The 25,514-nt window shown below is 54.6% G+C and carries 21 protein-coding genes; 10 read left to right on the top strand and 11 right to left on the bottom strand.

All coding sequences use genetic code 11. The annotated features are described in order from the left end of the window. Positions 1-5: 5 nt before the first annotated feature. Positions 6-443, bottom strand: coding sequence for a DUF2141 domain-containing protein (locus tag IXB28_RS10990; protein ID WP_215618626.1), 438 nt, complete (start codon positions 441-443; stop codon positions 6-8). A gap of 379 nt (positions 444-822) precedes the next feature. On the opposite strand from IXB28_RS10990, the gene IXB28_RS10985 reads away from it, so the two are divergent. The 4 genes from IXB28_RS10985 to IXB28_RS16935 all read left to right on the top strand — a co-directional run bounded on the left by IXB28_RS10985 (position 823) and on the right by IXB28_RS16935 (position 5,383). Then, positions 823-1,392 (top strand): zinc ribbon domain-containing protein, encoded by a 570-nt coding sequence (locus tag IXB28_RS10985; RefSeq protein ID WP_215618625.1) that lies wholly within the window; start codon positions 823-825, stop codon positions 1,390-1,392. A 604-nt stretch (positions 1,393-1,996) separates the two neighbouring features. After that, positions 1,997-3,436, top strand: a complete 1,440-nt coding sequence (locus IXB28_RS10980) for a circularly permuted type 2 ATP-grasp protein (RefSeq protein WP_326521016.1) — start codon at positions 1,997-1,999, stop codon at positions 3,434-3,436. Between the two features lie 129 nt (positions 3,437-3,565). Next, on the top strand, positions 3,566-4,516 hold the full coding sequence (locus IXB28_RS10975; protein WP_215618624.1) for an alpha-E domain-containing protein: 951 nt from the start codon (positions 3,566-3,568) through the stop codon (positions 4,514-4,516). Positions 4,517-4,522: 6 nt separating this feature from the next. Continuing rightward, positions 4,523-5,383, top strand: coding sequence for a transglutaminase family protein (locus tag IXB28_RS16935; protein WP_215618623.1), 861 nt, complete (start codon positions 4,523-4,525; stop codon positions 5,381-5,383). Positions 5,384-5,402: 19 nt separating this feature from the next. Here IXB28_RS16935 and IXB28_RS10965 read toward each other — a convergent pair whose 3' ends face one another. The 3 genes from IXB28_RS10965 to IXB28_RS10955 form a co-directional block, all read right to left on the bottom strand. Then, a complete protein-coding gene (locus tag IXB28_RS10965) occupies positions 5,403-5,678 on the bottom strand; it encodes a hypothetical protein (RefSeq protein WP_215618622.1) in 276 nt (91 codons plus the stop codon). Between the two features lie 793 nt (positions 5,679-6,471). Next, a complete protein-coding gene (locus tag IXB28_RS10960) occupies positions 6,472-10,200 on the bottom strand; it encodes a hydantoinase B/oxoprolinase family protein (protein ID WP_215618621.1) in 3,729 nt (1,242 codons plus the stop codon). 118 nt (positions 10,201-10,318) lie between these two features. After that, on the bottom strand, positions 10,319-13,306 hold the full coding sequence (locus IXB28_RS10955; RefSeq protein WP_215618620.1) for an nSTAND1 domain-containing NTPase: 2,988 nt from the start codon (positions 13,304-13,306) through the stop codon (positions 10,319-10,321). 70 nt (positions 13,307-13,376) lie between these two features. Between IXB28_RS10955 and IXB28_RS10950 the strand changes: the two genes are divergently transcribed. Beyond that, positions 13,377-13,943: a GNAT family N-acetyltransferase gene (locus IXB28_RS10950; RefSeq protein WP_326521015.1), complete on the top strand. Its 567-nt coding sequence runs from the start codon at positions 13,377-13,379 to the stop codon at positions 13,941-13,943. A 14-nt stretch (positions 13,944-13,957) separates the two neighbouring features. On the opposite strand, the gene IXB28_RS10945 is transcribed toward IXB28_RS10950, so the two are convergent. Both IXB28_RS10945 and IXB28_RS10940 read right to left on the bottom strand, forming a co-directional pair. Then, positions 13,958-14,338 carry a response regulator gene (locus tag IXB28_RS10945; protein ID WP_215618619.1) on the bottom strand — a complete coding sequence of 127 codons (381 nt, stop codon included), beginning with the start codon at positions 14,336-14,338 and terminating at the stop codon, positions 13,958-13,960. Next, entirely contained in the window at positions 14,335-16,191 is a 1,857-nt protein-coding gene (locus IXB28_RS10940; RefSeq protein ID WP_215618618.1) for an ATP-binding protein, read from the bottom strand. The genes IXB28_RS10945 and IXB28_RS10940 overlap by 4 nt, the downstream gene beginning before the upstream one ends. A gap of 262 nt (positions 16,192-16,453) precedes the next feature. On the opposite strand from IXB28_RS10940, the gene IXB28_RS10935 reads away from it, so the two are divergent. The 4 genes from IXB28_RS10935 (at position 16,454) to IXB28_RS10920 (ending at position 18,517) form a co-directional block, all read left to right on the top strand. After that, complete coding sequence (locus IXB28_RS10935) at positions 16,454-16,843, top strand: hypothetical protein (RefSeq protein ID WP_215618617.1); 390 nt, start codon at positions 16,454-16,456, stop codon at positions 16,841-16,843. A 122-nt stretch (positions 16,844-16,965) separates the two neighbouring features. Continuing rightward, on the top strand, positions 16,966-17,262 hold the full coding sequence (locus tag IXB28_RS10930; RefSeq protein ID WP_215618616.1) for a hypothetical protein: 297 nt from the start codon (positions 16,966-16,968) through the stop codon (positions 17,260-17,262). A 69-nt stretch (positions 17,263-17,331) separates the two neighbouring features. Beyond that, on the top strand, positions 17,332-18,015 hold the full coding sequence (locus tag IXB28_RS10925) for a uracil-DNA glycosylase (protein WP_215618615.1): 684 nt from the start codon (positions 17,332-17,334) through the stop codon (positions 18,013-18,015). Further along, positions 17,999-18,517 (top strand): glycine-rich domain-containing protein, encoded by a 519-nt coding sequence (locus IXB28_RS10920; RefSeq protein ID WP_215618614.1) that lies wholly within the window; start codon positions 17,999-18,001, stop codon positions 18,515-18,517. Before IXB28_RS10925 ends, IXB28_RS10920 begins: the two co-directional genes overlap by 17 nt. 9 nt (positions 18,518-18,526) lie before the next feature. Here the strand turns inward: IXB28_RS10920 and IXB28_RS10915 are convergent, their stop codons facing one another. From IXB28_RS10915 to tyrS, 3 genes are all read right to left on the bottom strand, one after another. Further along, complete coding sequence (locus tag IXB28_RS10915) at positions 18,527-19,204, bottom strand: hypothetical protein (protein ID WP_215618613.1); 678 nt, start codon at positions 19,202-19,204, stop codon at positions 18,527-18,529. 69 nt (positions 19,205-19,273) lie between these two features. Continuing rightward, positions 19,274-19,999 (bottom strand): orotidine-5'-phosphate decarboxylase, encoded by a 726-nt coding sequence (gene pyrF, locus IXB28_RS10910; protein WP_215618612.1) that lies wholly within the window; start codon positions 19,997-19,999, stop codon positions 19,274-19,276. Next, entirely contained in the window at positions 19,999-21,216 is a 1,218-nt protein-coding gene (gene tyrS / locus IXB28_RS10905) for a tyrosine--tRNA ligase (protein ID WP_215618685.1), read from the bottom strand. The genes pyrF and tyrS overlap by 1 nt, the downstream gene beginning before the upstream one ends. A gap of 653 nt (positions 21,217-21,869) precedes the next feature. Here tyrS and IXB28_RS10900 point away from each other — a divergent pair. After that, positions 21,870-23,792 (top strand): transglycosylase domain-containing protein, encoded by a 1,923-nt coding sequence (locus IXB28_RS10900; protein WP_215618611.1) that lies wholly within the window; start codon positions 21,870-21,872, stop codon positions 23,790-23,792. Positions 23,793-23,929: 137 nt separating this feature from the next. On the opposite strand, the gene IXB28_RS10895 is transcribed toward IXB28_RS10900, so the two are convergent. Continuing rightward, positions 23,930-24,247: a DUF1825 family protein gene (locus tag IXB28_RS10895; protein WP_215618610.1), complete on the bottom strand. Its 318-nt coding sequence runs from the start codon at positions 24,245-24,247 to the stop codon at positions 23,930-23,932. A gap of 150 nt (positions 24,248-24,397) precedes the next feature. After that, entirely contained in the window at positions 24,398-25,336 is a 939-nt protein-coding gene (locus tag IXB28_RS10890; protein WP_215618609.1) for a J domain-containing protein, read from the bottom strand. Positions 25,337-25,514: the final 178 nt, after the last annotated feature.

The following is a 25,514-nucleotide window of genomic DNA, read 5'->3' as shown; positions in this document are numbered from 1 at the left end:
GGCGACTAAAAGTAACTCAGCTCAATTTCGATATGGGTTTCTGTCCCCGCCACCAGCACGACGGCATCCCCAAACTTGGGTGGCCCCACGCGCACAGTAGGGTTGCGGGAAAAACCAAACCCTTCGGTGGGCATGCCCACAAAGTTACGGTTGAGTTCGTTGTCTTCATTGGCATCGTGGAATACGGATACGGCATAGCTACCGGGGGCCAAATCCTCAAAAATAACCGCAGTTTCGGTGGCGGCCTGGCACAGACTTTGCAATGCCTGGTTGCGATCGCTAGGAAAGCCGGTACTGCTATCAAACAGGTTCAGACACACCTGCCCCTGGGGTGCTTTAAAGCCGCGAATGTCCACCGTCAACTGAGCCGGTTCTGTTTGAGCCTGCCCGGGATAGGCCCCCAGCAGCAGGGTTACGACACCTAACACAATTTGATACTTCATTTGAAATTTCCCCAGCCATTGTTCCACAGATCTTGATTATGTTCTAACCCATTGCCTCAGTAGTCACCACGGTCTGGTAAATAATTGTCAAAAAATTGATATGTCAAAAATTAGCTCCCCTACACCAGGCGATCCCAGCCGTGATCCAACGGCTATGGCTCAATCCTAGGATTAAGAAATACTGATGTTTAATCCCTAGGGAACACTAGCCGTCATTATTAGAAAAACGCAATCAATTAAATCCATAATTGACATCGCTAGCCACAGAGGACTGAGCGGAGTCGTTCGTGCAACGTCTCCCTCGGAGTTAGTCCGGCAAAATTGGAAGTTATTTAATCGGCATTCCTTAGACACAGTGCTGCGGAGCTAAACCATCACCATGGCATACCTATGTGAACTCGCCCCCGGTCACCGGGTCTACCTAGACAACCAGGGCGATCAAACCACCATTACCACCCTTATGGCGCTGCCGGGGCAGCAGCAACAGGCTACCAGCACCAGTACTACAGGGGTGTGGACAGCCCCACCCACGGCATATCAACAGGCCGGTGGGGCCATTTTCAAGATTTTCACAGCCCAGGGCGAAACCTGTATTTATGTGCAGGGCAATAGCATTAGCACCGCCACCAGTGCCCCCAGCGCTACATCACAACAGCTATCGGTGCAGCTCACAACAGAGGCGCCCCCATCGCCCCCCACCATGGAGCCAATGTCGCCCATGACCATGGATAAGCCCATGGCGATGGGCAATATGCAAATGTCCATGAACCCAATGGAAATGCGCATGGGCAATATGGAATTAAAGATGGATTCCATGGCCCAGCCACCGGCTAGCCCGCCGCCCCAGCCGTCAGCTGCGCAACAGTTTTGTACTCAATGTGGAACAAAAGTAGCACCAGAAGATCGTTTTTGTGGCCACTGTGGTCATAATCTAAAAAAACAGAATTAGTAACACAAGGTAACTGCACAAAAATAACCTCTCCGGCAAGGATAATGAGGGGGGCGATAAGCTCAATCTGCGGAGACCATAGTGTTCGACGCTAAAGGGTTTTAGATTAAATAGCTTGTCTAACAGGAAAGCGATATCCTCTCTTTTTAGAATTTTGTCGCAGCGCGCAAAATTCTAAACCACCTCGCCAACGCCTAAAGACGCTATTTGGGACAACATAGATATTTTTCCGAGGGTTCTAGGGCGGCGGTCCGCCCTAGCCATGGGGGTGTGTGGAACTCGGGGGGACCCCACGTAGCGGGTTTTGCGAGTTACCAACCATAGTAGGGCATGGATTAATAGCGATCAGAGTTGCTCAGGGCTTTCCTGAAGGAGGCTATCGCTCATTACGAAAATTCAGGTTTGGCGGGAGTTACGATGATATCAGATAAACATTACTGGATCTAAATCATGAATTTGTTTATTAACAGCTCCTCTTGTTTCAGCATTGGGGTTGTTATTAAACTTAATTCGGTATTAAATTTTACTCAGATGTATGCATGCTTACAATTTACGATGTCGCTTACCGTTAATCAGTGGAGTATGCGCTTAGAGAATACATGCTGTGTTTAACACCTACGATCCCGGCGACTTTTACGATGAACTGTTTGTCAGTCGCGGTGTGCCGCGACCGGAGGCAGAACTGTTGGTGCAACGCATTAGCAACATTTCCATCGATGAGCTGATGCTACGGCAGCAGATGGCGCAAAACATGCTGTTTAAGCTCGGTGTAACCTTCAACGTTTACAACGACAACCAGGGCACAGAACGAATTTTTCCCTTTGACGTGGTGCCCCGGGTGGTGCCCAGCGAAGAATGGCAGTGGTTAGAGCGGGGACTAAAGCAGCGCATTGAAACGCTCAACTGTTTTTTAGACGATATCTACAACGACCAAAAGATTCTCAAGGACGGAATAATTCCCCGGGAGGTGATTGAATCGGCCACAGGGTTCCTCAAGCCCTGCCTGGGCATTAAGCCCCCCAAAGGGATCTGGTGTCACATTACTGGAACAGATTTAGTTCGCGATCGCAACGGCAATTGGTACGTGCTTGAAGACAATCTCCGCTGTCCCTCGGGGGTGTCCTATGTGCTAGAAAACAGACGGGTGATGAAGGGCGCCTTCCCGGCCCTATTTGAAGCCCTCAACATTAACCCCGTCGATGCCTACCCCAGCCAGCTACTGGCCTCCCTGCTGCACCTGGCCCCGGATACTATGCCCGACCCCCAGGTGGTGCTGATGTCGCCAGGGATTTACAATTCCGCCTATTTTGAACATTCTTTTTTGGCCCAGCAAATGGGGATTGAACTGGTGGAAGGGCGCGACCTGGTGGTGGCCGATGGCTATTTACAAATGAAGACGACCAAAGGGCTAAAGCGGGTGGATGTGATCTATCGACGCATTGATGACGACTTTCTTGACCCCCTCACCTTCCGGCCCGATTCCATGCTGGGGGTGCCAGGGCTAATGGACGTATATCGCCAGGGCCGGGTTGCGATCGCAAACGCCCCCGGTACGGGCGTCGCCGACGACAAAATGGTCTATAGCTATGTGCCCGACATGGTGCGCTACTACCTGGGCGAAGAACAGCTAATTCCCAACGTGCCCACCTACCTATGCGAAAATGCCCAGCAACAGAATTATGTCCTAGGCCATTTGGATGAGCTGGTGGTTAAAGCCACCAACGCATCCGGCGGCTACGGCATGCTGGTGGGTCCCCATTCCACCGACCCCGAACGGGATGCCTTTGCGGACCAAATTAAGGCCAATCCCCGGGGCTACATTGCCCAACCCACCCTGTGTTTGTCGCGGGTGCCCGCCTTGATCAACAGCGAATTCCAGGGCTGCCATGTGGACCTGCGTCCCTTTATTCTCCACGGCGAAGACATCTATGTGAACCCCGGTGGCCTCACCCGTGTCGCCCTGAAAAAAGGCTCCCTGGTGGTGAACTCTTCCCAGGGTGGGGGCAGTAAGGACACCTGGGTGGTGGCCGCCACCGCGAGCTGATCTGCTTTTGGTTTGGACTTTTGTTTTTTTGACGGTGGGCGCGCCCACTTTACGATTACTGGGCTACGATTTTGTTTTTGACAGTGGGCGGCGCCCACCCTACGATTTTAATTCTCTATTTTCTCTCCCATGCTAAGCCGCGTTGCCAACTCCATCTACTGGGCCAATCGTTATGTCGAGCGGGCGGAAAATGTCTCTCGCTTTGTTGATGTTAATCTCAACCTTTTGTTGGATACCCCCATGGGCACTATGCAACAGTGGGAACCACTGGTGGTGACCACCGGCGATCAGGCCCTGTTTAAAGAGCGCTATGGTGAGGCCACCGCCGAAAATGTGCTGAAGTTTCTCACCTTCGATGCCGAATATCCCAACTCCATTCGTTCCTGTGTAAAACTGGCGCGGGAAAATGCCCGCTCGGTGCGGGAGATTATTTCTTCGGAAATGTGGGAACAGTTAAATGAGTTCTATCTGCAAGTGGAAGATGCGGCTAAATCCATGGATATGTCCAAGCTCTATGCCTTTTACCCGGAGGTAAAAAACGCTAGCCACATGTTTGCCGGGGTGATGAATGCCACCATGTCCCACAATGAGGGGTGGCACTTTGGCCTATTGGGACGCTATTTGGAACGGGCGGATAAAACGGCGCGGATTTTAGATGTTAAGTACTTTATTTTGTTACCATCGCTAGCGGCGGTGGGCAGTCCCTTGGATAATTTGCAGTGGATCGCCCTGCTGCGGTCCGCCAGTGCCTATGAGATGTACAGCAAATGTCAGCATATGATTAACCCCAGGGGTGTGGTGGATTTTTTGGTCCTCAATCCCGAGTTTCCCCGCTCTATTCGCTGCTGCATTTTAGAGGCGGAAAAGTCCTTGCATAAAATTTCTGGCACCCCTGCGGGCAGTTGGCGCCTCAGCAGCGAACGGCGGTTGGGCAAGCTGCGATCGCATTTAGAATACATCACCCTAGAAGAGATCTTTGAAATCGGCCTCCACGAGGTTTTAGACCGTCTCCAGGATGACCTCAACCATGTCGGCAGCGCCATCACCGAAAACTTCTTTGGACTTCCCGTGTTAGCCTAGGTCGCCGTGCACTATAAGATTATCCACAACACTCGCTATCACTATGTTCAGCCGGTTAAACTGGGGGAGCATTCCCTACGGTTGCAGCCCCGGGGAGATGGCGCACAGCACCTGGACCGGTTTACGTGTGAGATTTTGCCGACCCCGCAAAAAAGTCTCGACTGGTTAGACCTAGAAGGCAATATTTGTCGCCAGGTGTGGTTTCCAGACAGCGAAACCAGCACCCTCACCATCGTCACCCAGTGCGAGGTCGAAACCAAGCGGACCAACCCCTTTGACTATCTCTCTCCCAACTGGGCCCTCACAGCCCCCATCGACTATCCCAGGGCCCTCCATCAACGGCTTTTGCCCTATCTCACGCCGCTGCTGCCCGATAGCCCCACCGTGGTGGACTGGGCGCAACAGCAGCTGCATCGAGTCCATGGCAATGTGGCCCTGTTTTTAACGGGCCTGACCAATATTATTTACCAAACCTATACCTACGAAACCCGCCAGGACGGTGATCCCTGGCCCGCGGCTAAGGTGCTCACCGAAAAGCGAGGGAGCTGCCGCGATTTTACCGTTTTGTTTATGGCCGCCTGCCGTGCCGTTGGCCTGGCCGCTCGGTTTGTTAGCGGCTACCAACAAGGTGACATTGGCACCCAAGCCGAGCACGATCTCCATGCCTGGCCAGAGGTGTATATTCCCGGTGGCGGCTGGCGTGGGTTTGACCCCACCCTGGGGTTGGCCGTTGCCGATGGCCACATTGCCCTGGCGGCTAGTTTAGACCCGACCCAGGCCGCCCCGGTGGGGGGCATATTGCAGCCTGGATATTTTAGCCAGAGCACGATGAAAGCAACTATTCAACTTAGCTTATTGGAGCTGTGAGGCGTTCTGGCCAGAGTCCCTAGTCTCTCTCGCTGGCGGCGGGATCCGACAGGCGGGGCTCCCCTTGGTTATCGTTTTGGGGATCGTTATTGTCCCAGCACTGTTCTAGCTGGTAGCGTTTTTTCTCTAGGGTGTAATCCTTTGTCCAGCAGCGCTTGAGTAGGTCTGTGCGATACCCCACCGTAAATTTAGCAGGATTGAAGACAAATTTTACATCGTTGTCAAAAACGGGCTGGTTGAGATAGTCCCACATGGCAAACAGCAACGAAAATTTTCGGAATGGTGGTGTAGTCATGATTTAGAACCCTCGACATTTTAAGAATACGACTGGTAAACCCACGGCCCACAGCTCATTGCTGTACGGTACCCGAGCCATTTTTAAATAGTTAGGAGCTGTTAAAAAACTCATGGCTTAATCCGAAAAGGCTTGGTAAGCCTTAATTTCTAGGAACAAGACCATGATTTTAATTTTTAACCAGCCCTTGATAAGAATGAAATTTTCCCTACACCAAACATCTCAACCAAGGATGCTAAACAAATAATGTGAGATTTTTGTGAAGGGACTGCGCCTTACCCCAGAGCATAAAGACAAATACCCTTAATTGAATGTTTCTAGTTAGAGTATTCCCCCTAATGGGTGGCTTAAACAGCAATCTCCCCGAAATAATAGCGAAGGAGAGGTGTAAGACAGTAATTTTTGTTGATTAATATTGTTTAACGTTTTACATTTCGGACTTTTCCCATAAAGAAACCTAACAAATTGCGGATAGTTTCCCCCAATGCACTGGCATATATCGAGGTTTCAATTTTCTTGGTTTTGAGAAATATTGGCTTTCCTATCCCTGAAAATGAGAGTTTTTTGGCAAATTATTGGGCGTCAAACAGTTGATTTATCTTCCATGGAAGATTAAGCCATTGCACGTAGTTTGAATAGTTAAGGTCCCCACTGCTAAACGAGCTAGCTTATCGATACAGCTGATTGGGCGCATTATCTGGATAAAACCTGATGGAACCCCAGGGTTGACCCTGGGGACGGACCCCCAGGGTTTACCTGGGAACGGAACCCTAGGGTTTACCTGGACGGAACCCTAGGGTTTACCTGGGGCGGTTCCATAGCCGCCGCCGCCGGGGGTCTCAATGACAAAGCTGTCTCCGGGGGCCATGGGGGCCATGGCCTTGCTGGTTAGGGGTTCCACGGTGCCATCCCGGCGCACAATATAGTTGCGACCGGTTTGCCCCGGCTGCCCTCCCTTGAGGCCAAAGGGGGCCACCCGGCGATGGTTGGAGAGAATTGCCGCCGTCATGGGTGCCCGAAACTGGATGCGGCGCACCACCCCATCGCCGCCCCCATATTGCCCCTGGCCGCCGCTGCCCCGGCGGAGGGTAAATGTGTCTAACAGGACGGGGAAACGCCATTCTAATACCTCTGGATCGGTGAGGCGGGAATTGGTCATGTGGGTTTGGACGGCATCGGTGCCGGGATGATCTGGCCCCGCCCCGGAGCCACCGCAGATGGTCTCGTAGTACTGGTGCCGATCGCTACCAAAGGTGAAGTTGTTCATGGTGCCCTGGGAGCCGGCCATTATGCCCAACGCGCCGTAGAGGGCATCGGTGATGGCCTGGGAGGTTTCCACATTGCCCGCCACCACCGCCGCCGGATATTGGGGGTTGAGCATGGAGCCGGGGGGAATAACAATATCTAAGGGTTTGAGGCAGCCCGCATTGAGGGGGATGGTATCGGCCACCAGGGTGCGAAAAACGTAGAGGACGGCGGCTTTGCCCACGGCTGCCGGGGCGTTGTAGTTGGTGGTTTGCTGGGGGGAGGTGCCGGTGAAGTCGATGCGGGCGGTGCGGCGGTTGCGATCGCACTCAATGGCCACCTGGATCCGACAGCCGTCATCCATTTCGTAGGTAAACGTCCCCGGATTGAGCACCTCAATCACTCGCCGCACCGCTTCTTCCGCGTTGTCCTGCACATGGCGCATATAGGCTTGCACCGTGGCCAGGCCGTAGTGGCGCACCATTTTGTGCAGTTCCTGCACCCCCTTTTCATTGGCCGCAATTTGGGCCTGGAGGTCGGCAATATTTTGGTTCGGATTGCGCACCGGGTACGTTGCCAGGGTGAGCAGCTCCAGCAAGGCCCGTTCTCGAAACTGGCCCTGGTCCACCAGCTGAAAGTTGTCGATCAGCACCCCTTCTTCTTCCACGGTGGTGCTGTTGGGGGGCATGGAACCGGGGGTGATGCCGCCGATGTCCGCATGGTGACCGCGGGAGGCCACATAAAATAGGGGGCTGGCTGTTCCGGCATGGGTCTCTTTAGTCTCTTCTGGGAACACCGGGGTGATCACGGTGACATCGGGCAGGTGGGTGCCGCCATTGTAGGGATTGTTGAGGATATACACATCCCCCCGTTTAAGGCGGTGGCCCTTAGCCGCCATCAGGCTTTTAATACTTTCTCCCATGGAGCCCAGGTGCACGGGAATGTGGGGGGCATTGGCCACCAGCTGGCCCCGGTGGTCAAAAATGGCACAGGAGAAGTCTAAACGCTCCTTGATGTTGACCGAGTAGCTGGTCTTTTGCAGGGTAAAGCCCATCTGTTCGGCAATGGCCATAAACAGATTGTTGAAAATCTCCAGCATCACCGGGTCGGGTTTGGCCAGGGTTTGTGCGGTTTGGGAAGGCGCGGCTTGGGAAGGCGCGGCTTGGGCAACGGAGACCTTAGAGAGAATCAGGTGGTTGCGATCGCTAATGTCCCCGCGCCAGCCCGGTTCAACCACATTGGTGCCCGTGGCCGCCACAATAATGGCCGGTCCAGCAATTTGGTCCCCCGGCCGCAGGTCGCCCCGCTGAAATAGGGGGGTGACCTGCCAGGTACCCTGGGTAAACATCGGCACCGTGGTAACCGCCGTTAGTTCACAGTTTCGCGGTGTGGTGTTCACCGGTTCTGGAGGCAGGGGCATTTTCCCCACCACCTCCACCGACACCGCCTCCACCACCAGCGGTTTTTCCGCCATGGTAAACCCATAGCGCTGGCGATAGCTTTGCTCAAACTGGGCCACCATGCTGGCCAGGTCGCCCCAGGGCACCATTAGGGCCGAATCTGTTCCCTCATAGCGCAGGTGTACCTTGGGCAAGGTGTCCATGCGTTGTTCCGGCACCCCCTGGCGGCGGACCTCGGCCTGGGCCGTTGTTGTCATTTCCCCTAGGGTTGTTTGCAGCTGGGGCAACAACTCCGGGGCCAGGGGCTGTTCTATCGCCCCCTGGCGCAGGGCGCGCACATCCGCCAGGCCCATGCCATAGGCCGACAGCACCCCCGCCAACGGATGAATAAAAATGCGCTCCATGCCCAGGGCATCGGCAATCAGGCAGGCATGTTGCCCCGCCGCCCCGCCAAAGCACACCAAGGTGTAGTCCGACACATCGTGGCCCTGCTGCACCGAGATTTTCTTAATGGCATTGGCCATATTTTCCACCGCAATGGCCAAAAAGCCTGCCGCCACTTCCTCCGGTGCTCGGTTGTCCTGGGTGTTTGCAAAAATCTCCTGGGCCAGGGCGACAAATTGCTGTTGCACAATGTCCCTATCCAGGGGCTGGTCGCCCTCGGGGCCAAATACCTGGGGAAAGAACCGGGGCTGAATTTTACCCAGCATCACATTGCAGTCGGTCACCGTTAGGGGCCCCCCCTGGCGATAACAGGCGGGACCGGGGTGGGCCCCGGCAGAGTCTGGCCCCACCCGATAGCGACCGCCATCAAACTGCAGCACCGAGCCGCCCCCCGCCGCCACCGTATGGATGGCCATCATCGGCGCGGTGATGCGCACCCCCGCCACCTCCGATTCGTATACCCGTTCATATTCGCCGCTATAGTGGGACACATCGGTGGAGGTGCCCCCCATGTCAAAGCCGATAATTTTATCAAAACCGGCCAGGTTGGCGGTTTGCACCATGCCCACCACGCCCCCCGCAGGGCCGGATAAAATGCTGTCCTTGCCTTCAAATAAATGGGCATCGGTGAGACCGCCATTGGACTGCATAAACATAAGCTTAGGCGTTGTTTTTGCAAAGCCCCCAGCATTGGGCGTTTGGGGGCCATCCGCTCCCAGTTCCAGGCCCCCCAGGCTACTGGCCACCCGATCCACATAGCGTTTTAGAATTGGCGACAAATAGGCATCCACCAGGGTGGTATCTCCCCGGCTCACCAGCTTCATTAGGGGGCTGACCTGGTGGGATAATGAGACCTGGGTAAAGCCGATATCCTGGGCTAGGGCGGCCACCTGGGTTTCGTGGGCCGGGTAGCGGTAGCCGTGCATTAATACGATGGCACAGGCGCGAATGCCGCTGTCGTAGGCGGCCTGGAGTTTGGGGCTCAACGTGTCCAGCTGCACGGGCTGCAGTTCCTCACCTTGGGCGCTGTAGCGTTCGTCCACTTCCACCACCTGTTCGTAGAGCATTTCCGGCAGGATAATCTCGCGGGCAAAGATGTCGGGGCGGTTTTGGTAGCCGATGCGCAGGGCGTCTTTGAGGCCCTGGGTGATGATTAATAGGGTGCGATCGCCCTTGCGTTCTAACAAAGCATTAGTGGCGACGGTGGTGCCCATTTTGATGATTTCAATTGCCTCGGAGGGCATAGGGGCATCTGGTTCCAGCTTCAATAAATCCCGAATTCCTTGGATGGGGGCATCGGCATAGCGGCCTGGGTTTTCGGAAAGGAGTTTGTGCACCTGTAGCTGGCCGTCGGGGCGGCGGGCGACAATGTCGGTAAAGGTGCCGCCGCGGTCGATCCAAAACTGCCAGCGGGATTGGGTGGGGTCAGCCATGGTTAGGGGGAGTGGGCGACGATGCCCAGGGTGCAGATTCTATTAATTGCTTACCATGTTGTTTGTTGGGTTAACCAGCAACGGCACTATCCTAAGATTCAAATGCGCTACTTCCAGGCTATTCCCAGGTTATCTGCCGTTTCTCGTTAATGTATTCTTCAGCGGCTTCCAGGCTGTTAAACCGTGCTGGATACCGTTGATGCAAAATATCAGCTAGTTGGTCACAGTCTCGGTCCTGATCAATTTTAATATCGGCGGGCAGTGGAGAATTACAGAGCAAGGGTGGGTTTTTACCCTCTAATTGATTTGTGGTGAGTTTCTGAGTAGTTCGCAAATCTGTAGCAAGAAAAATGGCGCTGTAGAGGTTGGCTCTGTAGAGGTTGGCGCTGTCGAGGTTGGCTCTGTAGAGGTTGGCGCTGTAGAGGTTGGCGCTGTAGAGGTTGGCGCTGTAGAGGTTGGCGCTGTAGAGGTTGGCGCTGTCGAGGGTGGCGCTGTCGAGGGTGGCTCTGTAGAGGTTGGCGCTGTCGAGGGTGGCTCTGTCGAGGTTGGCGCTGTAGAGGTTGGCTCTGTCGAGGGTGGCGCTGTAGAGGTTGGCGCTGTCGAGGGTGGCGAAGGAGAGGTTGGCTCTGTCGAGGGTGGCGAAGGAGAGGTTGGCTCTGTCGAGGGTGGCGAAGGAGAGGTTGGCTCTGTAGAGGTTGACGCTGTCGAGGTTGGCTTCTGGTGTGAATCTTTCATTGGCCAACGAGCGACAGTATTCACCGGTGGCCCGTTCTATAAGGTAGCTTGTCAACGCTCCCCTCCTCTTTCCGCAGTCCTTGGTAAGAGAATTTACACTTCCCCGTGGATCATTCCTCTCGGCTCCATTCAATTTACTGTAGAGCTGGTCTATCTTCCATTGATGCAACGAGTAGTCCACAATGGGGGGTAACAATAGCAGTAAACTAGCTATTTTTAACCAACCTAAATTGCGTTGCCTAACACTTTTTCTCAAAAAACTACAGGCCACATCCGACAGCGGCAAAATCTCCGATTGCTGCTTCTGAAACCGCAGCGCCTCCTTCAGCAAAAACCCCTGCAACAAATACCCTTTCGCCCGATTCTGCCCCTGCCAACTAACCGCACTGGCCTCAATCCGCCGCTGCTGCCGCAACAAATCCCGATTGTCCTCAATCCACCGCCGCAACAACCGCCAATGGCGAATCAACGCCTCATGGGCCACATCCACAATCGCCCGCCGCTCCTTATTCTCCCCCTTGCCAATCACCTCACTGGTCACCAACAACCGATTCTCCTGGCTGGACAGCGTCTCAATCACCGCCCGCACCCGCGCCGCCGGATGCAACGGCTCCGACACCAGGTTGTCCAAAAACACCCGCCGCCGGGTATCCTCAGTGCCCTCCCCCAGCTGGGTCAACTGCTGAAAAATATGCCGCACCGTCCGCTGCTGATCCCCATCACAGCTATCGTAAATCTCCGTGGCCCGCTGATCCAGGGTGCCGTTAATGCCCCCCAGCTCCTGATAGGTGGCCAGCATTAGCGTACTCCCCTGCCGCCGCTGCCACAGTTCTTTCAGGGTATATTGCAACAGCGGCAAACTCCCCGGTGCCCCTTGGATATCGTCTAAAATCTCCGTTACTAAAGCCGCTTCCACCATTAGGTTCGCCTGCTCAGCGGGCTTGCAAATGGCCTCCTTTAACTCCTCCGAGTTCAGGGGCAACACACTGACCATATGGTCCTGCACCCGCTGGGCCAATCCACCATAGTCCTGTTCCAAACATTTGCCCACAAAGTCCGCCCGCATGGCGATAATCAGGCAAAGTTTCTCCCCGGTCTCTTGCAGTGCCCCCATTAAACAATTAAAAAACTGTTCCCGTTCCTCCGCGTTGTTGCACCGGGTAAACACTTCCTCAAATTGGTCAATCACCAAAATTATCCGCTCCGCCCTGGATGCCTGCACCAACCGCTGCAGCCCCGCCGCCCCCTCCTTTAGCAGCCCCGCCGCCCGCCCCAATGCCTCCGCCCGGTCCAACTGCGATCCGCCTTCTGGCACAAACGCCGCCGCCAGGTTCTGCATTGGATGCACGTCGGGACGGGTAATTAAAATCTGCCACCGGTCGCTCCCGGCAATGCGCCGCCCCTGGCTCAACCGATGGATTAACCCGGCCCGGAGTACGGAGGATTTGCCATTGCCCGAGGCCCCCACCAAGGCCATAAAGTTGCCGGTGCGCACCTGGTCTAGCAGTTGGCCAATTAGCTTCTCCCGCCCAAAAAAGTATTTGGGGTCTTCGCCGTTGCAGTCGAAAAATTCCAGCCCCTTGTAAGGGCAGATGCCGTTGTCAACAGGCTTCTTCAGTTTTTCCTTAGCTTCTGCCTGCCAGGGTCGGGTTAATTTAATCGCCTCGCCAAAGTTGGTGCACACTGGGGTTTGCAACTCCCCCTGCAGCGCCTGGTTCACATAGGCCACTAGATCCAAATTATTGATCCACCGCCCCGGCAACCGGGAGGGCTCCAGCCCGTCCAGCAATGCCTTGGTCAGCACGCTGTATTCACTGTTCAAATCTTCCCAGGAGGTTTCAAAATCCCGCGAGGAAGCAATAAAGCACCGGTCCCGGCTGTCGCTATTGCCGGGATTCGCCGCCCCCACGTTAACGATCAAAGACCCGCTGTGGCAGCAGTCTAGCCAGATAATTTGTTGTTTAACTTGGCTTTCCGATAGCAGCCACTGCAGCCACCGCAATGAAATTCCTGTGCTGGGATGTTTGGGATCGGTGTCGCTGGTGGCCAGGTACCCTTGGTCAAAGCCTTCGTCATCGCGAATGCCGTGGCCGGAAAAGTAAAATAGGGCGGTCTCGGGGGCCTGGTTACTCTCTGGTAAAAACAGCCGCTTTAGGGCCTGCTTTAGCTGCTGCTGGGACACCGGCTGCTTTGATGACACCGTGGGCCGATTGCCCTGGGTCCGGTCAAGGTGCTCCGGTATGCGCCAAATTTTAAACTCCCCGGTCTGCCCCAGCCGCTGGGCGATGGCTTCCCCATCCTTGGCTGGAGCTGTCAACGGATTTAAATACTGGTAGCTATTGATTCCGACGATTAGGGCATCGCGGCTCATGGGTGCGGCTGATGGCTGATTTTAATGTCAGCATAGTATCCTGACTACGCCTACGGTAGTACCCGCCCAGGTGATTTTTTCCGCCGCCGCCGCTCCCATGCCCCCATCCCCCTGCACCATTCGCCCCGCCCTCGCCTCCGACTTAGCCACCGTTCTCCAGGTGGAAACCCTTGCCTTTGGCCAGGAGATCGAAGCCAACCTGGTTAAAGACTTACTATCCGATCCCACGGCTCAACCATCGGTTTCTCTCCTGGCCTGGCAAAACAACCAGGCCGTTGGCCATATCTTGTTTACCGCCGCCCACCTTAGCCATACGGCGGCGGCAATTTTGGCCCCCCTCGCCGTCATTCCCACCGCCCAACGCCAGGGCATTGGCACCCAGCTGGTGCAAGCCGGGTGCTCCCACCTCGCCCAAGCTGGCGTAGACCTGGTGTTTGTCCTGGGCGATCCCAACTACTACGGTCGCTTTGGCTTTACCCCCGCCCTGCCCCTCGGCCTGGATGCCCCCTACGAGCTACCTGCGGCCTATGTCAACGCCTGGATGGTGCACGATTTAAGCGACGACAAAACGCCCGTGATTCAGGGAAAAGTGACCTGTGCCGACAGCCTAAGCAAACCTGACTATTGGCAAGAATAGGATGGGAAAAACGGTCAAAACGGCCAGGCCAAAAAGCCTGCCATTTGGCTGGCCAGGGTGGTGGGGTCAAAGGGTTTGAGGATGACGCCCTTGGCCCCGGCTTCGTAGAGCCTGCGACGGTCGGCGGCCTGGGCCTTGGCGGTGAGAAAAATAATGGGGATATCGGTGGTTGCTGGATTTTGTTTGAGGGCGGCTAGGGTGGCCAACCCATCCATCCCCGGCATGGCCACATCGAGCAAAATGGCATCCGGTGGCGTTGCGATCGCAACGTCCAGCCCCGCCTCACCAGAATTTGCCGTAATCACCTCCCAGTCGGTGCTCAGGGTAATGCCAATTTTGGCAACGGTTTGAATATCCGTTTCATCATCGATTAACAAAATTTGGCGACGGGTCATGGTGATGGGTCTTCCCTAGAAGACTTAGGCAGCGTAAAACAAAACGTACTTCCCTGGCCGTGGATGCTCTTCACCCAAATACGACCGTGGTGATGTTGCACAATCTCCCGACAAATGGCCAACCCCAGCCCCGTTCCCCCGTGCTTGCGCGTATCGGACGCATCCACCTGTTGAAACCGCTCAAAAATAGTTTCTAGTTTGTCTTCCGGTATCCCGCGACCATGGTCAATCACCTTAAACAAAATCTGGTGGGGCTGGTCCACCGCCTCTAGCAATACCGTTTGCCCCTGGAGCGAAAACTTAATCGCGTTGCTCAACAGATTGGTCAAGGTTTGTTCAATGTGGTCTGGGTCGGCATAGATGTCGGCCTCCACCGGCACAATGTTGACCGTGACCCCATGGGCCTGGGCCATGGACCCCATGGCGTGGGCCGCCTGTTCTAGCAAGTCCGCCACCCGGCACCGCACCTTGATCATTTTGATCAACCCCGACTCAATCCGTTCTAGGTCGAGCACGTCATTGATCAGCCGGGTGAGCCGCTCGGTGTTGTTCAGGGCAATTTCCAATAGCTCCTGGCCCTGGGGGGCTAAATGGCCCAATTTTCCGGTGGTTAAAAGCTTCAGGGACCCATGGATGGAGGTGAGGGGGGTGCGCAGCTCATGGCTCACCACCGACACAAATTCATCCTTTAGCTGGTCCGCCGCCTTGTGGGCACTAATATCCTGGGTCAGGGCAAAACAGCCCTTCACCTTACCTTTTTGGATATCGGGCTGGTAGCTGATGCTCACCCAGCGATAGGCGCGATCGCTCTTGGGCAGTTCCACCTCAAAGGTGACCCGTTCTCCCTTTAGGGCCTGGTGCAAATAGGGCTGAATAATCGCATAAATATCCGGCCCCAGCGCCTGGCTCAAACGCTGCCCCTCTAAACTTTGGTAAGGCACCCCCAGCCAATTTTCATAGGCGCGGTTATTAAACCGATAATATTCCTGGGCATCAATGTAGGCAATCAACACAGGCAAGGCATTGGTCGTAGTACGCAGCCGTTCTTCACTGCGGCGAATAGATGCCGCTGCTGCCATCTGCCCGGTCAAGTCTTGTAGCACGATGGTGTACCACAGGCCCCCATCCATGGAATTTTTGGCCACGGATACCACCGCCGGAAAAGTCTCCCCGTTTTTACGCCGCCCCGTCACCGTGCTAGTGCCTTCCGCCACGGGCCGAGCGCCAGATGTGCCAAAGGTATCCCGCTGCCGCCAGTTTGTCAGGGAAGAGGGCTCGGGCAGCAACCGCCCCAAGGGCTGCCCCACAATATCCTGGGCCCCATAGCCAAAAATGTTTTCCGCCCTGCGGTTAAACAGCTGGATCTGCTGGTCTTGATCAATGCAAATAATGGCTTCTCCCGCCATGTCAAAAATGCTGGCCAGCACCGGTTGGCACGTATCTAGCGCTTGGGCCGCCTGTTCCGCAGGCTCAGCATCGGGTTTCTCGACAGCCACCACTTCCAAGGCCGCCCCATAGATCCAACCGGCCTTTTTCGTCAGTTGCCAGCGCAGCTCACAGTAACTGCCGGTGGCGCTGCGGTAGCGATTTTCCAGGGTTACAGCCGACTCCCCCAGCTGGGACAACACGTCAAAGGTGGCCTCACAGTCCTCTGGATGGACAAAATCGAGAAATCGATGGGATTGCAGCGCCGGCAGCACATAGCCCAACCGCGACGAAAATTCAGGATTTGTCGTGTGGAAATAGCCCCCAGCATCTAGCACACAGAGCAAACTGGGTGCGATTTCAAAAAACATCCCTAGGGGTGGCAATGTCAATGGCAAATTAGCATGCTGCTGCTCAGAACTGACCATAGACAATGCTGCTCAACATCTGGCAGTTTTTGAGGATACGGCTAATGCCTGTCTATCCTAGCGAATGAAGTCGGAGTTCGGAAGTCGGAAGTCGGAATGTAGCCCAGTTCCTTGTGTAGATTGCATAGAACCCAGGGCAACCCAACAGCAGAGACTCCCTGGCTAAAGCCTATTTGTTTGCCGCCAGAAAAATATAACTACTAAAAACCTCAGATTTTCTTCATATTTGTTCTGTAGGCTGTAAGCGTTAGGAGGTCACACCATGCAATATCTCTACAGCTTCGCCAACGTTAGCCTTATCCTCCGGGTGATGGATCGATTGGCCCATTTGAGCCATCTACCCACAGAGTCGCTAACCATTATGTATTTGGTGGATCGCTGGGTGCTCCGGCTAAATCTGAGCAGGCCCCTACCGGCCAGCCTGGAGCGCGACCTGATTGCGTTTTTAAAAGAAAATGGGATGCCCCATACTCCTTCTATACAGATGCTCAGTGCTTTTCAGGATTTGGATAAGGGGAGCACGGCTACCCAGGTGATGAACAGCTACCAGGTGATTGTTGTTTCCCATGGTGACCCTGACCCCTTGGGGCTGCAAGATTTTTGCTCCCGGTTTGTGGAAGGGCTGGGCTATTATCCCCCCAGTTTGGTATAGGTGCCTAGTTGGGCATAGGCGCCCAGTTGGTGTAAGCGGCTGCCCAGTCCATATAAATTTTCTAGAATGGGGTTGGCTATGCAAACGAGTCTCAAGCCAACCTTGGGAAGGGAGATGATCAAATGTGCTCTAGCCTGAATGTCGCCCCCATCGCTGGGGTCATACTGACCTTGGGAATTACTTCACCTGTTCTGGGGCAAACGGTGCCTGCGCCCAGTCAGGGCTTTTGGGTATCTGCCAATGTGGTGGCGGCCCTGGCCTATCCTAGTAGTTCTCAACGATTTTTTGATGCGGGGCGGGCCCAGTTTGAGCAGGAAATTAAACGGCTCTCGGAACCGGATGAGCAAACAGAGCCGCTGCTGACGCTGCAGTCGGAGGCGTTAGAACAGTTTGAGCAGCAGCCAGAAAACCAGTCTTGATAATTGGCATTTAACACCATGATTTCCCTATAAACTGATAGGTCATTGTGCCCCTTGCCCCTTGCCCCTATGACAGATCAGATCGGTCTGTTTGGTGAACAGCCCGTCGCCAAACTATCCCCCGAAACCTGGGAGCAGATACCGACCCGTGCCACGGTTGCGATTCCCCCTGGTGCCTACGATAGCTTGGAGCAAATGGCCCAGCATTGTAGCCAGTGTCAGCGGTGTGATCTGGCTAGCGATCGCACCAATGTGGTGGTCAGCCGGGGCAATCCCAATGCGTCGATTATGATCGTTGGGGAGGGGCCAGGGGAGCAGGAGGATGAGCAGGGGCTACCCTTTGTGGGCAAGTCGGGCCAACTGCTGGATCAGATTTTGGCCTCGGTGCGGTTGGATACGCAAAATGATGTTTACATTTGCAATGTGGTTAAGTGTCGGCCCCCTGGCAACCGCAACCCGACGGCGGGGGAAATTGCGGCCTGTGTACCTTTTTTGAAAGAACAGATACGTTTAGTGGATCCGAAGATTATTTTGCTGACGGGCAATACGGCGTTGAGGGGCCTATTGGGCATTAAGCAGGGGGTTACGAAAATGCGGGGCAATTGGATGGAATGGGAAGGCCGCCATTGTATGGCGATTTTTCATCCGGCCTATTTGTTGCGCAACCCTTCTCGGGAAAAGGGAAAACCCAAGTGGCTGATGTGGCAAGATATTCAGGCGATTCGCAAGAAACTAAATGAGACCACAGCTTAAGTTGGTTGGCTTCGACTCCGCTCCGCCAACAGATTTTTTTAGCTCAAATGGATTTTTGCATACGCCTCCATTGCACCACGAGCCCACCCTGGGCAGCTTTGAAGAAAAACAAAAACACAAAGAATCCTACGGCAGAACCCTGGATAGCTACCAACGGTTTTTCGGTGTAGAGCCCCCAGCCCAATGCTGGCCTACGGTGGAAGAACGCTTTCGGCAAGAGCTACATTTTGTGCGGGTAAAGGTGGGACAAAATTGGCTTCTCCCCTATTCCCTCGTTAGCAAGGGCATTGTTGTTATCTTTTCTCTCTTGTCAGTGCCGCTTATCAGTGGCGTCTATTTGGTTAATGCCGACGGTGCTCCTAACCCAACAGCGGTTGCCCTGATGGTATTTTCCCTGGGAATATTAGGCTATGGCACCGTGCAGTTTGTGCGGGGGGCCATAAGCGCCAGCAAAAATCGCCATCGCCCTAGCGTGCCGGGCTGTAACGGCTGTGCCTCATAGTGGCTGCACCTACTCAACAGAAATGGCATTGGCCCGACAATCGATCAGCCATCGCTGAACGGCCTGGCCCACACTGCCCTGACTGCTGTCGCGGGGCGGCAGTAGGGTGTTGTCCCCATCCCCAATGGCGGAAAACATAAACACCATTTGCCAGCCCGTTTCGCTGGGGGCAAGAAACAACCAGTGGAAGTGGTTAATGGCTGTTGCATCCAGGCCAGAATACTGTCGTTCTAGGGTAGTAAAGAACAACTGCCGTAGGGTTTGGCCACTGTGTGGACTCGTGGTGTAAACCCGTTCATTAATATCCAGCGGTGCCCGCTCTGGCTGGTTGGCGGTGATCACATAGGCGGGCCGATAGGCGGTGGCAATGTCGGCCACGGTGCTTTGGATAATGCGGTTCGCGTAGCTGGGGATATCTCGCACCAACAAGGTGGAAACGGTTTCGAAGTCCTGGGGGCAAGCGCGTTGGGAACGGATAAAGGCGGGAACCGTGGGAGAAGAGATCGGCTCGGATGGTTCTGGCACCGGCTCCGGTTCGATCTCTTCGGGCGGTGCTGGGACAGCCTCGGGTATGGGGGGAGTCACCGGCGGTAGTGCCGGTAGCTGGGCCTGGCTGGGCGCACCGTGCAAAAGCACCCCCAGCAGAATAAACAAGTCTATAAACAACGCCTGCGATCGCTTAGCCACCCGGCCCCCTACTGGCTATAAACATCTGATTTTGAAAGTGGTTTTTAAGAGGTTTTGCCATTGTCCCCCCTACCCTGGCGCCACAATTTCATCACAGATTTTTTGCAATGCCACCGCCGGATCGGGGGCTTGGGTAATGGGCCGACCAATCACCAAATAGCTAGCCCCGGCGGCCATGGCCTGGGCCGGAGTCATGGCCCGTTGCTGATCGCCCATGGCCGCCCAGGTGGGGCGCACGCCAGGGCAAATCAACAAAAAGTCATCGCCGCAGATGCGGCGCAGTTCGTTGGCTTCCTGCGGTGAGCACACAATGCCCCCCAGGCCACTGTCTTGGGCCAGCAGCGCCATTTGGGTGGCATAGTCCGTTAACTCCAGGGAGACCTTGAGCTCGTAGGCTAAATCCCGATTGCTAATGCTGGTGAGCAGGGTAACGGCAATTAGGGTGGGCGGCGGGCAGTCTGCCTGGGCCGCACCTTCTAGGGCCGCAATTTGGGCCGCTTTTAGGGCCGCCCCCCCAGCCGGGGCATGGACGGTAACGAGATCCACACCATGGCGACCGGCGGCACGACAGGCCCCGGCCATGGTGTTGGGAATGTCGTGGAATTTGAGGTCTAGAAATATACGCTTTTGGCGCTGTTTTAGCTGCTCTAAAATGGCGGGGCCAGCGCTGACAAATAGCTCTAAACCCACTTTCCAAAAGGTCACCTCAGGGATGGCGTCCAGGAGTGCGATCGCATCCTCCATGGTGGGCACATCCAAGGGCACAATAATTCGCTCAGCTACATTTGCCATCATTACGCCACCAGCCTCACGAACTTTTTCTTACCCACCTGCAGCACCTTACCCACCAGCTCATCGGGGCTCGCAAATTCCACATTGGGGTCCGTAACTTTATCCCCCTCCAGTTTTACCGCCCCCCCCTTAATCTGTCTGCGGGCATCGCTGCTGCTGCTACACAGGGGGGTGGCCCCCAACAAATAAAACACCTTCGCCGGGAAGTTTACGGCAGTCAACGAGAACTCGGGCACCGCTTCTGCCTGGCCCGCCCCCCCCTGCACCAAATTAATGGCATCCTTCTGGGCCTGTTGGGCCGACGCCTCCCCATGGTATTGACCGGTCACATCCAACGCGAGCTGTTTTTGCGCTTCCCTAGGGTTCTCTGGCAAGGTGCCCAAGTCCCGCTTGGTCAGCAGCTCAAAGTAATCCGAAATCATATTGTCGGGCACCTTTTCCAGCTTGGAATACATCGACAGGGGATCTTCCTTTAGCCCCACATAGTTACCCAACGACTTAGACATTTTCTGGCTGCCGTCCATCCCCAGCAGCAGCGGCAGCAACATGCCAAACTGGGGCGTCAAGCCAAAGTGACGCTGCAAATCTCGTCCCACCGCCACATTAAACTTTTGGTCGGTGCCCCCCAGCTCCACATCCGCCTTGAGCGCCACCGAATCGTAGCCCTGGAGCAGCGGGTACAAAAACTCGTGCAAATAGACCGGGTTACCCTGGTCGTAGCGCTTCGCAAACCCCTCCTTGGCCAGCATCTGCCCGACGGTCATGGTGCCAAGCAGCTCAATGATTTTGCCCAGGTCCAAATCCGCTAGCCATTCCGAGTTGTAGCGAATCTCCAAACGCCCAGGGGTATCAAAATCTAAAATGGGCCGCACCTGATCGATATAGGTCTCAGCGTTGGCCTTCACTTCAGCCTGGGTTAGCTGTTTGCGCACCTCAGATTTGCCCGTCGGATCCCCAATGCGGGCGGTAAAATCTCCAATCAATAGAACCGCCGTGTGGCCCGCATCCTGAAACGCCCGTAGCTTTCGCACCGGAATACTATGGCCCAGGTGAATTTCCGAACCCGTTGGGTCAATGCCCAACTTAATGCGCAGGGGGCGATCGCTTTGCTGGAGCCTGGCCAACAAATTTTCATTCGGGTCCTTAGACTCAGCCTGGTGGGGAAATACCTCACTGATACCCCGGTAGATTCCATCAAATTCCCTGGGAATAGCAGGCATTACAAAATTAGCAGCCTCGGTCATGGTGTATTGCTATAGATAAAATGGGCATTGCTGATCATTGCCGGGGCTTCACCTGAGACAGGCGAATGCCTTGCATCATTAGATAGAACGGGGTATTCCATCAATCAGCCATGGCTCAGGGCGGGCAGCAAACGATCAAAACAACAAGGTGAGCTCGGCACAATGCACTAAGTTTTCAAAATTGCCTAGACATTTGACCAGAATCAACTATAGTTGCGGATAACCTAAGTCTCCTATTGAACAAATGGGAAGTCGCCAGGGAGTACTTAATCATAGAACTCCCGGTTAAGGCTAGAGCGACCTATTCAATCAAGCTGCTAGAAACCATAGGGATAGCAGTAGCCTTGCCCGTTGGCCGCCTATTTTGTAGTTGCTGATTTAGTGGCAAATTGCCCCTGTTCCAGGTGAAACCCCACCCTGGGGATCAGCAGCGCCCAAGCTATTCTACTGGTCGAATGGACCAGCCGAACGCGTCGTCGCAAGATGTATCAGAGTTTTTCTACCCAGCCCCAGTTTTTCCCTCGGAAAAACAAATTCTTTTAATTTGGATGTTATTTATCTCCTTTTAACGGCCATGGACCGTATAATTTATGGCCTGCCGTGTATTTACGTAAGGATGTAGCGTATCTGTGGCATTTAATACCCTTCGTCAATCCCGAGTTCCATTATCCATTACAGGGGAACCCAAACTGCTGAAGCACATTCAGGATGTACTCCAGATCAGCGGAGCTACATTGCTGACTGCAACTATGCTGTGCAGTGCTGTGGCGGCAGGCGGGTTAGTGGGCTTGGCCATTAGTTTTCGAAATCTGCCGGATGTGCGGGCCCTACGTAACTACATCCCCACAGAAACCAGCTACATCTACGACATGGAGGGCAACCTCCTCGATAGCCTCCACGACGAAGCCAATCGGGAAGTTGTTGATCTCAACGAAATCTCCCCCAATCTAAAGCGTGCCGTACTGGCTGTGGAAGACAGCGATTTTTATACCCACAGCGGCATCAACCCCGTGGGTATTGGGCGTGCCTTTGTGGCCAACGTGCAGGCCGGTGGCACCGCCCAGGGTGGCTCCACCATCACCATGCAGCTAATTAAAAACCTGTTTCTCACCCCCCAGCAGGCCATCAGCCGTAAGGTGGCCGAGGTGGTGTTGTCCCTGCGACTGGAGCAAATTTTCGAGAAGGATGAAGTTCTCGAAATGTATCTCAACCAAGTGTATTGGGGACACAATACCTACGGTGCGGAAACGGCGGCCCAAAGCTACTTTAATAAGTCTTCTAAGGATCTAACCCTGGGGGAAGCGGCCCTTATGGCGGGGCTAATCAAGGCACCGGAAGGGTTGAGCCCCTTTGTGGACTACCAAGCGGCTAAGCGAGAACAAAGCCTGGTGCTTGACCGCATGGCAAAGCTGAAGTGGATTACCCCAGCCGAAGCGGATGCGGCGAAAAAACAGCCTCTACGGTTAGGTAAGGTCACGTCCTTTATTTCCAGTAAGGCCCCCTATGTAACCGAGGCCGTTGTTCAGGAACTGCAGGAACAGTTTGGTCAAGAAGCTGTGGTTAAAGGCGGCATGCGGGTGCAGACCACCATTGACATTAAGTTGCAAACCCTGGCGAAGCAAACGGTGAAATGGGCCCACATCAATCGCTTTGGCAGCGGTGCGGTGGCGGACCAAATTGCCCTGGTGGCGGTCGATCCGCGCACCCACTACGTGAAGGCCATTGTGGGTGGTGTAGAGCACGAAAGCAGTCAGTTTAATCGAGCTGTGCAGTCCCGCCGTCAGCCCGGTTCATCCTTTAAGCCCTTTGTTTACTATGCGGCGTTTGCGTCTGGCCGCTATACCCCAGACAGTATTGTCGGTGATAGCCCCGTTACCTATCCCGATGGCTCTGGCTACTATTCGCCCAAGAACTATGGCGGCTCGTTTATGGGCAATATGCCAATCCGGCGGGCCCTAGAGCTATCCCGCAATATTCCGGCGGTCAAACTTGGTCAATCCGTGGGGATTTCTCGGGTGATCGACATTGCCCGCACCCTGGGCATCGAAAGCCCCATGGACCCGGTCATTTCCTTACCGTTGGGGGCGGTGGATCTGACGCCCATGGAAATGGCGGGGGCCTATGCCACCTTTGCCAATAATGGCTGGCACTCTGACCCAACACTGATTGCCCAGGTGACCGATAGCGATGGCAATGTGCTGTTGGATAACACGCCGAAACCCCAACTGGTATTAGATCCTTGGGCAACGGCGGCCCTAACCGATGTTTTACGGGGCGTTATTGAGCGGGGAACGGCCACCAATGCCCGCATTGGTCGACCGGCTGCGGGTAAAACAGGCACAACGGACTCCCAGCGGGATGTGTGGTTTGTGGGCTATGTGCCGCAGCTATCGGTGGCGGTCTGGGTTGGAAATGATGACTATAGCCCCATGGGGCGTAGTGCCACGGGCGGCAGCTATGCGGCCCCTATCTGGCGCGACTATATGGTGCAGGCCCTACGCAATGAGCCGGTGCAAAACTTCCGTCGCCCGTCTGAGTTTATTCGTCCGTAGGGGTGTGGGCACATAGCCCACTTCTTTCAAATGTCCCCTGAACGAAGTCTGTCCCCTGAACGAAGTCTGTCCCTTGAGCGAATCTGTCCCCTGGGCGAAGTCCGTCCCCTGAGCGGAGTCGAAGGGGGCAGGCCGGATTACTCTTTAATTTCGGACTTCATGCGGTCCAGGGTCATTTGCATCTGTTCAAACATCTTTTGGGGCGTCATGCCAAACTGCCCCAGATGGGTCTTCAGCTGTTCCATGGTTAGCTGGGCGGTGAAATCTTCAGACAGCTCAAATCGCTTCATGAAAACGCGATAGCGGTCCATGATACTTTCCATCTGCTCGATGTATAGCTTTTTGCCATCGCGATCAAATTTGCCATAGCTGCTACCAAGCTGCATGAGGGACTGATAATCCTGAAAGAGTTTCGTGGCTTCTTGCTGCACGATCTCTGAATCAAAAAAGCTCATACATGTACTCCCAGGGACTTAGTTTCGTTGCCTATCTGCTATCTTTCTAGGCGTTTTAGCCAACTACTCTTTCAGGTTAAAAGCTCCTGGCTACGGACGCAAAGGTGAGATATCCCCACCATGGAGATAAAGATAGGCTGCAGCCCATTGCTAACGACCTAGCAGACGCTTAAACCATCCTTGTTCTGACGATGATGGTTTGGGTTCCGGTTGAAGTATTTGATTGGTTGTTTTGCGTTTTTCGGCTATGCGCTTTTCTAGCACCTCGCTATATTTTAAGGCGACTGAGTGGTTGGGGTTTAGCTCCAATACTCGTTTCAGGTGTGCTCGAGCCATGCCATAGGACTTTTTCATCAGATAGGCTTGCCCCAACATGGAATGTAGCTCAATGCCGTTGGGAATAATTTTTAGGGCCTCCCGCAGTTCTTGAATGGCTAAATCGTAATTGCGCTGGCTGAGATAGGTGCGAGCGCGAATGCCATACTTCTCGGCATAGTTGATGACTGGAGGCTCGTTGGTAGCCGGTTCGGCTGCGCCCTCGTCGGTGGAGGGTTTAGGTTCGTCCACCGGCACCAAGCCTGTGCGCTTGGTGCGAATGGGTTGGCTAATTTTGCGGTGTAAAAATGCCAGGTTGAGCTGACTGAGCCCGGATAAAACCCGAGCAAACATTTCTGTGGAGTCAAACTGCTGGGCAATTAGCTGGTTAACGGTGTTCTCGTAAAAAACTTCTACTTCGGCCTCGGGAATACGTAACAGCTGCTGAGCACTTTCGAACGATGGGGTGAGCTTGCTCTGGCGGTCCAACTGGCGGACACGAAAGCGCATGTTGGCCAATGCTTCAGACCGACTTTTTTCCTGCTTGAGACGCTGGTAGGCGGGGTTGATGATGCGGGCGATTAATTGCTCAGAGGCTTGGCTAATGGGGGCATTGCTGCCAGCTTGCACATCGGGATGTAGGAGTTTAGCTATCTGCCGATAGCGCTTTAAAATACGACGATCTTCAGCATTGAGAGAAAGACCGAGGGCGGCATAGGGGTCTTTCTCAGCAAGTGTGATCCATTCATCTTGAAATGACTGTGCGTTGGTCATGCAAAGGTGGGGTCAGAACTGGCTCACGTATACTTCATCAACAGGGTGAAGGGGTTGGATTCCGGTGGTTGTGCGAGGAATATTGCCGAATGGCTATGACCGGCTAATACCAAGATACTTACTTGCTGACTCCTGTCAGTTGATTGGAAGTTCCATGCTTTATCTGTTAGACGAAAAT

Source organism: Leptothoe kymatousa TAU-MAC 1615 (genome assembly GCF_018739865.1).
GTDB lineage: Bacteria > Cyanobacteriota > Cyanobacteriia > Phormidesmidales > Phormidesmidaceae > Leptothoe > Leptothoe kymatousa.
Note: the sequence above shows the minus strand (reverse complement) of the source record. Positions and strands in the feature narration are given on the sequence as shown.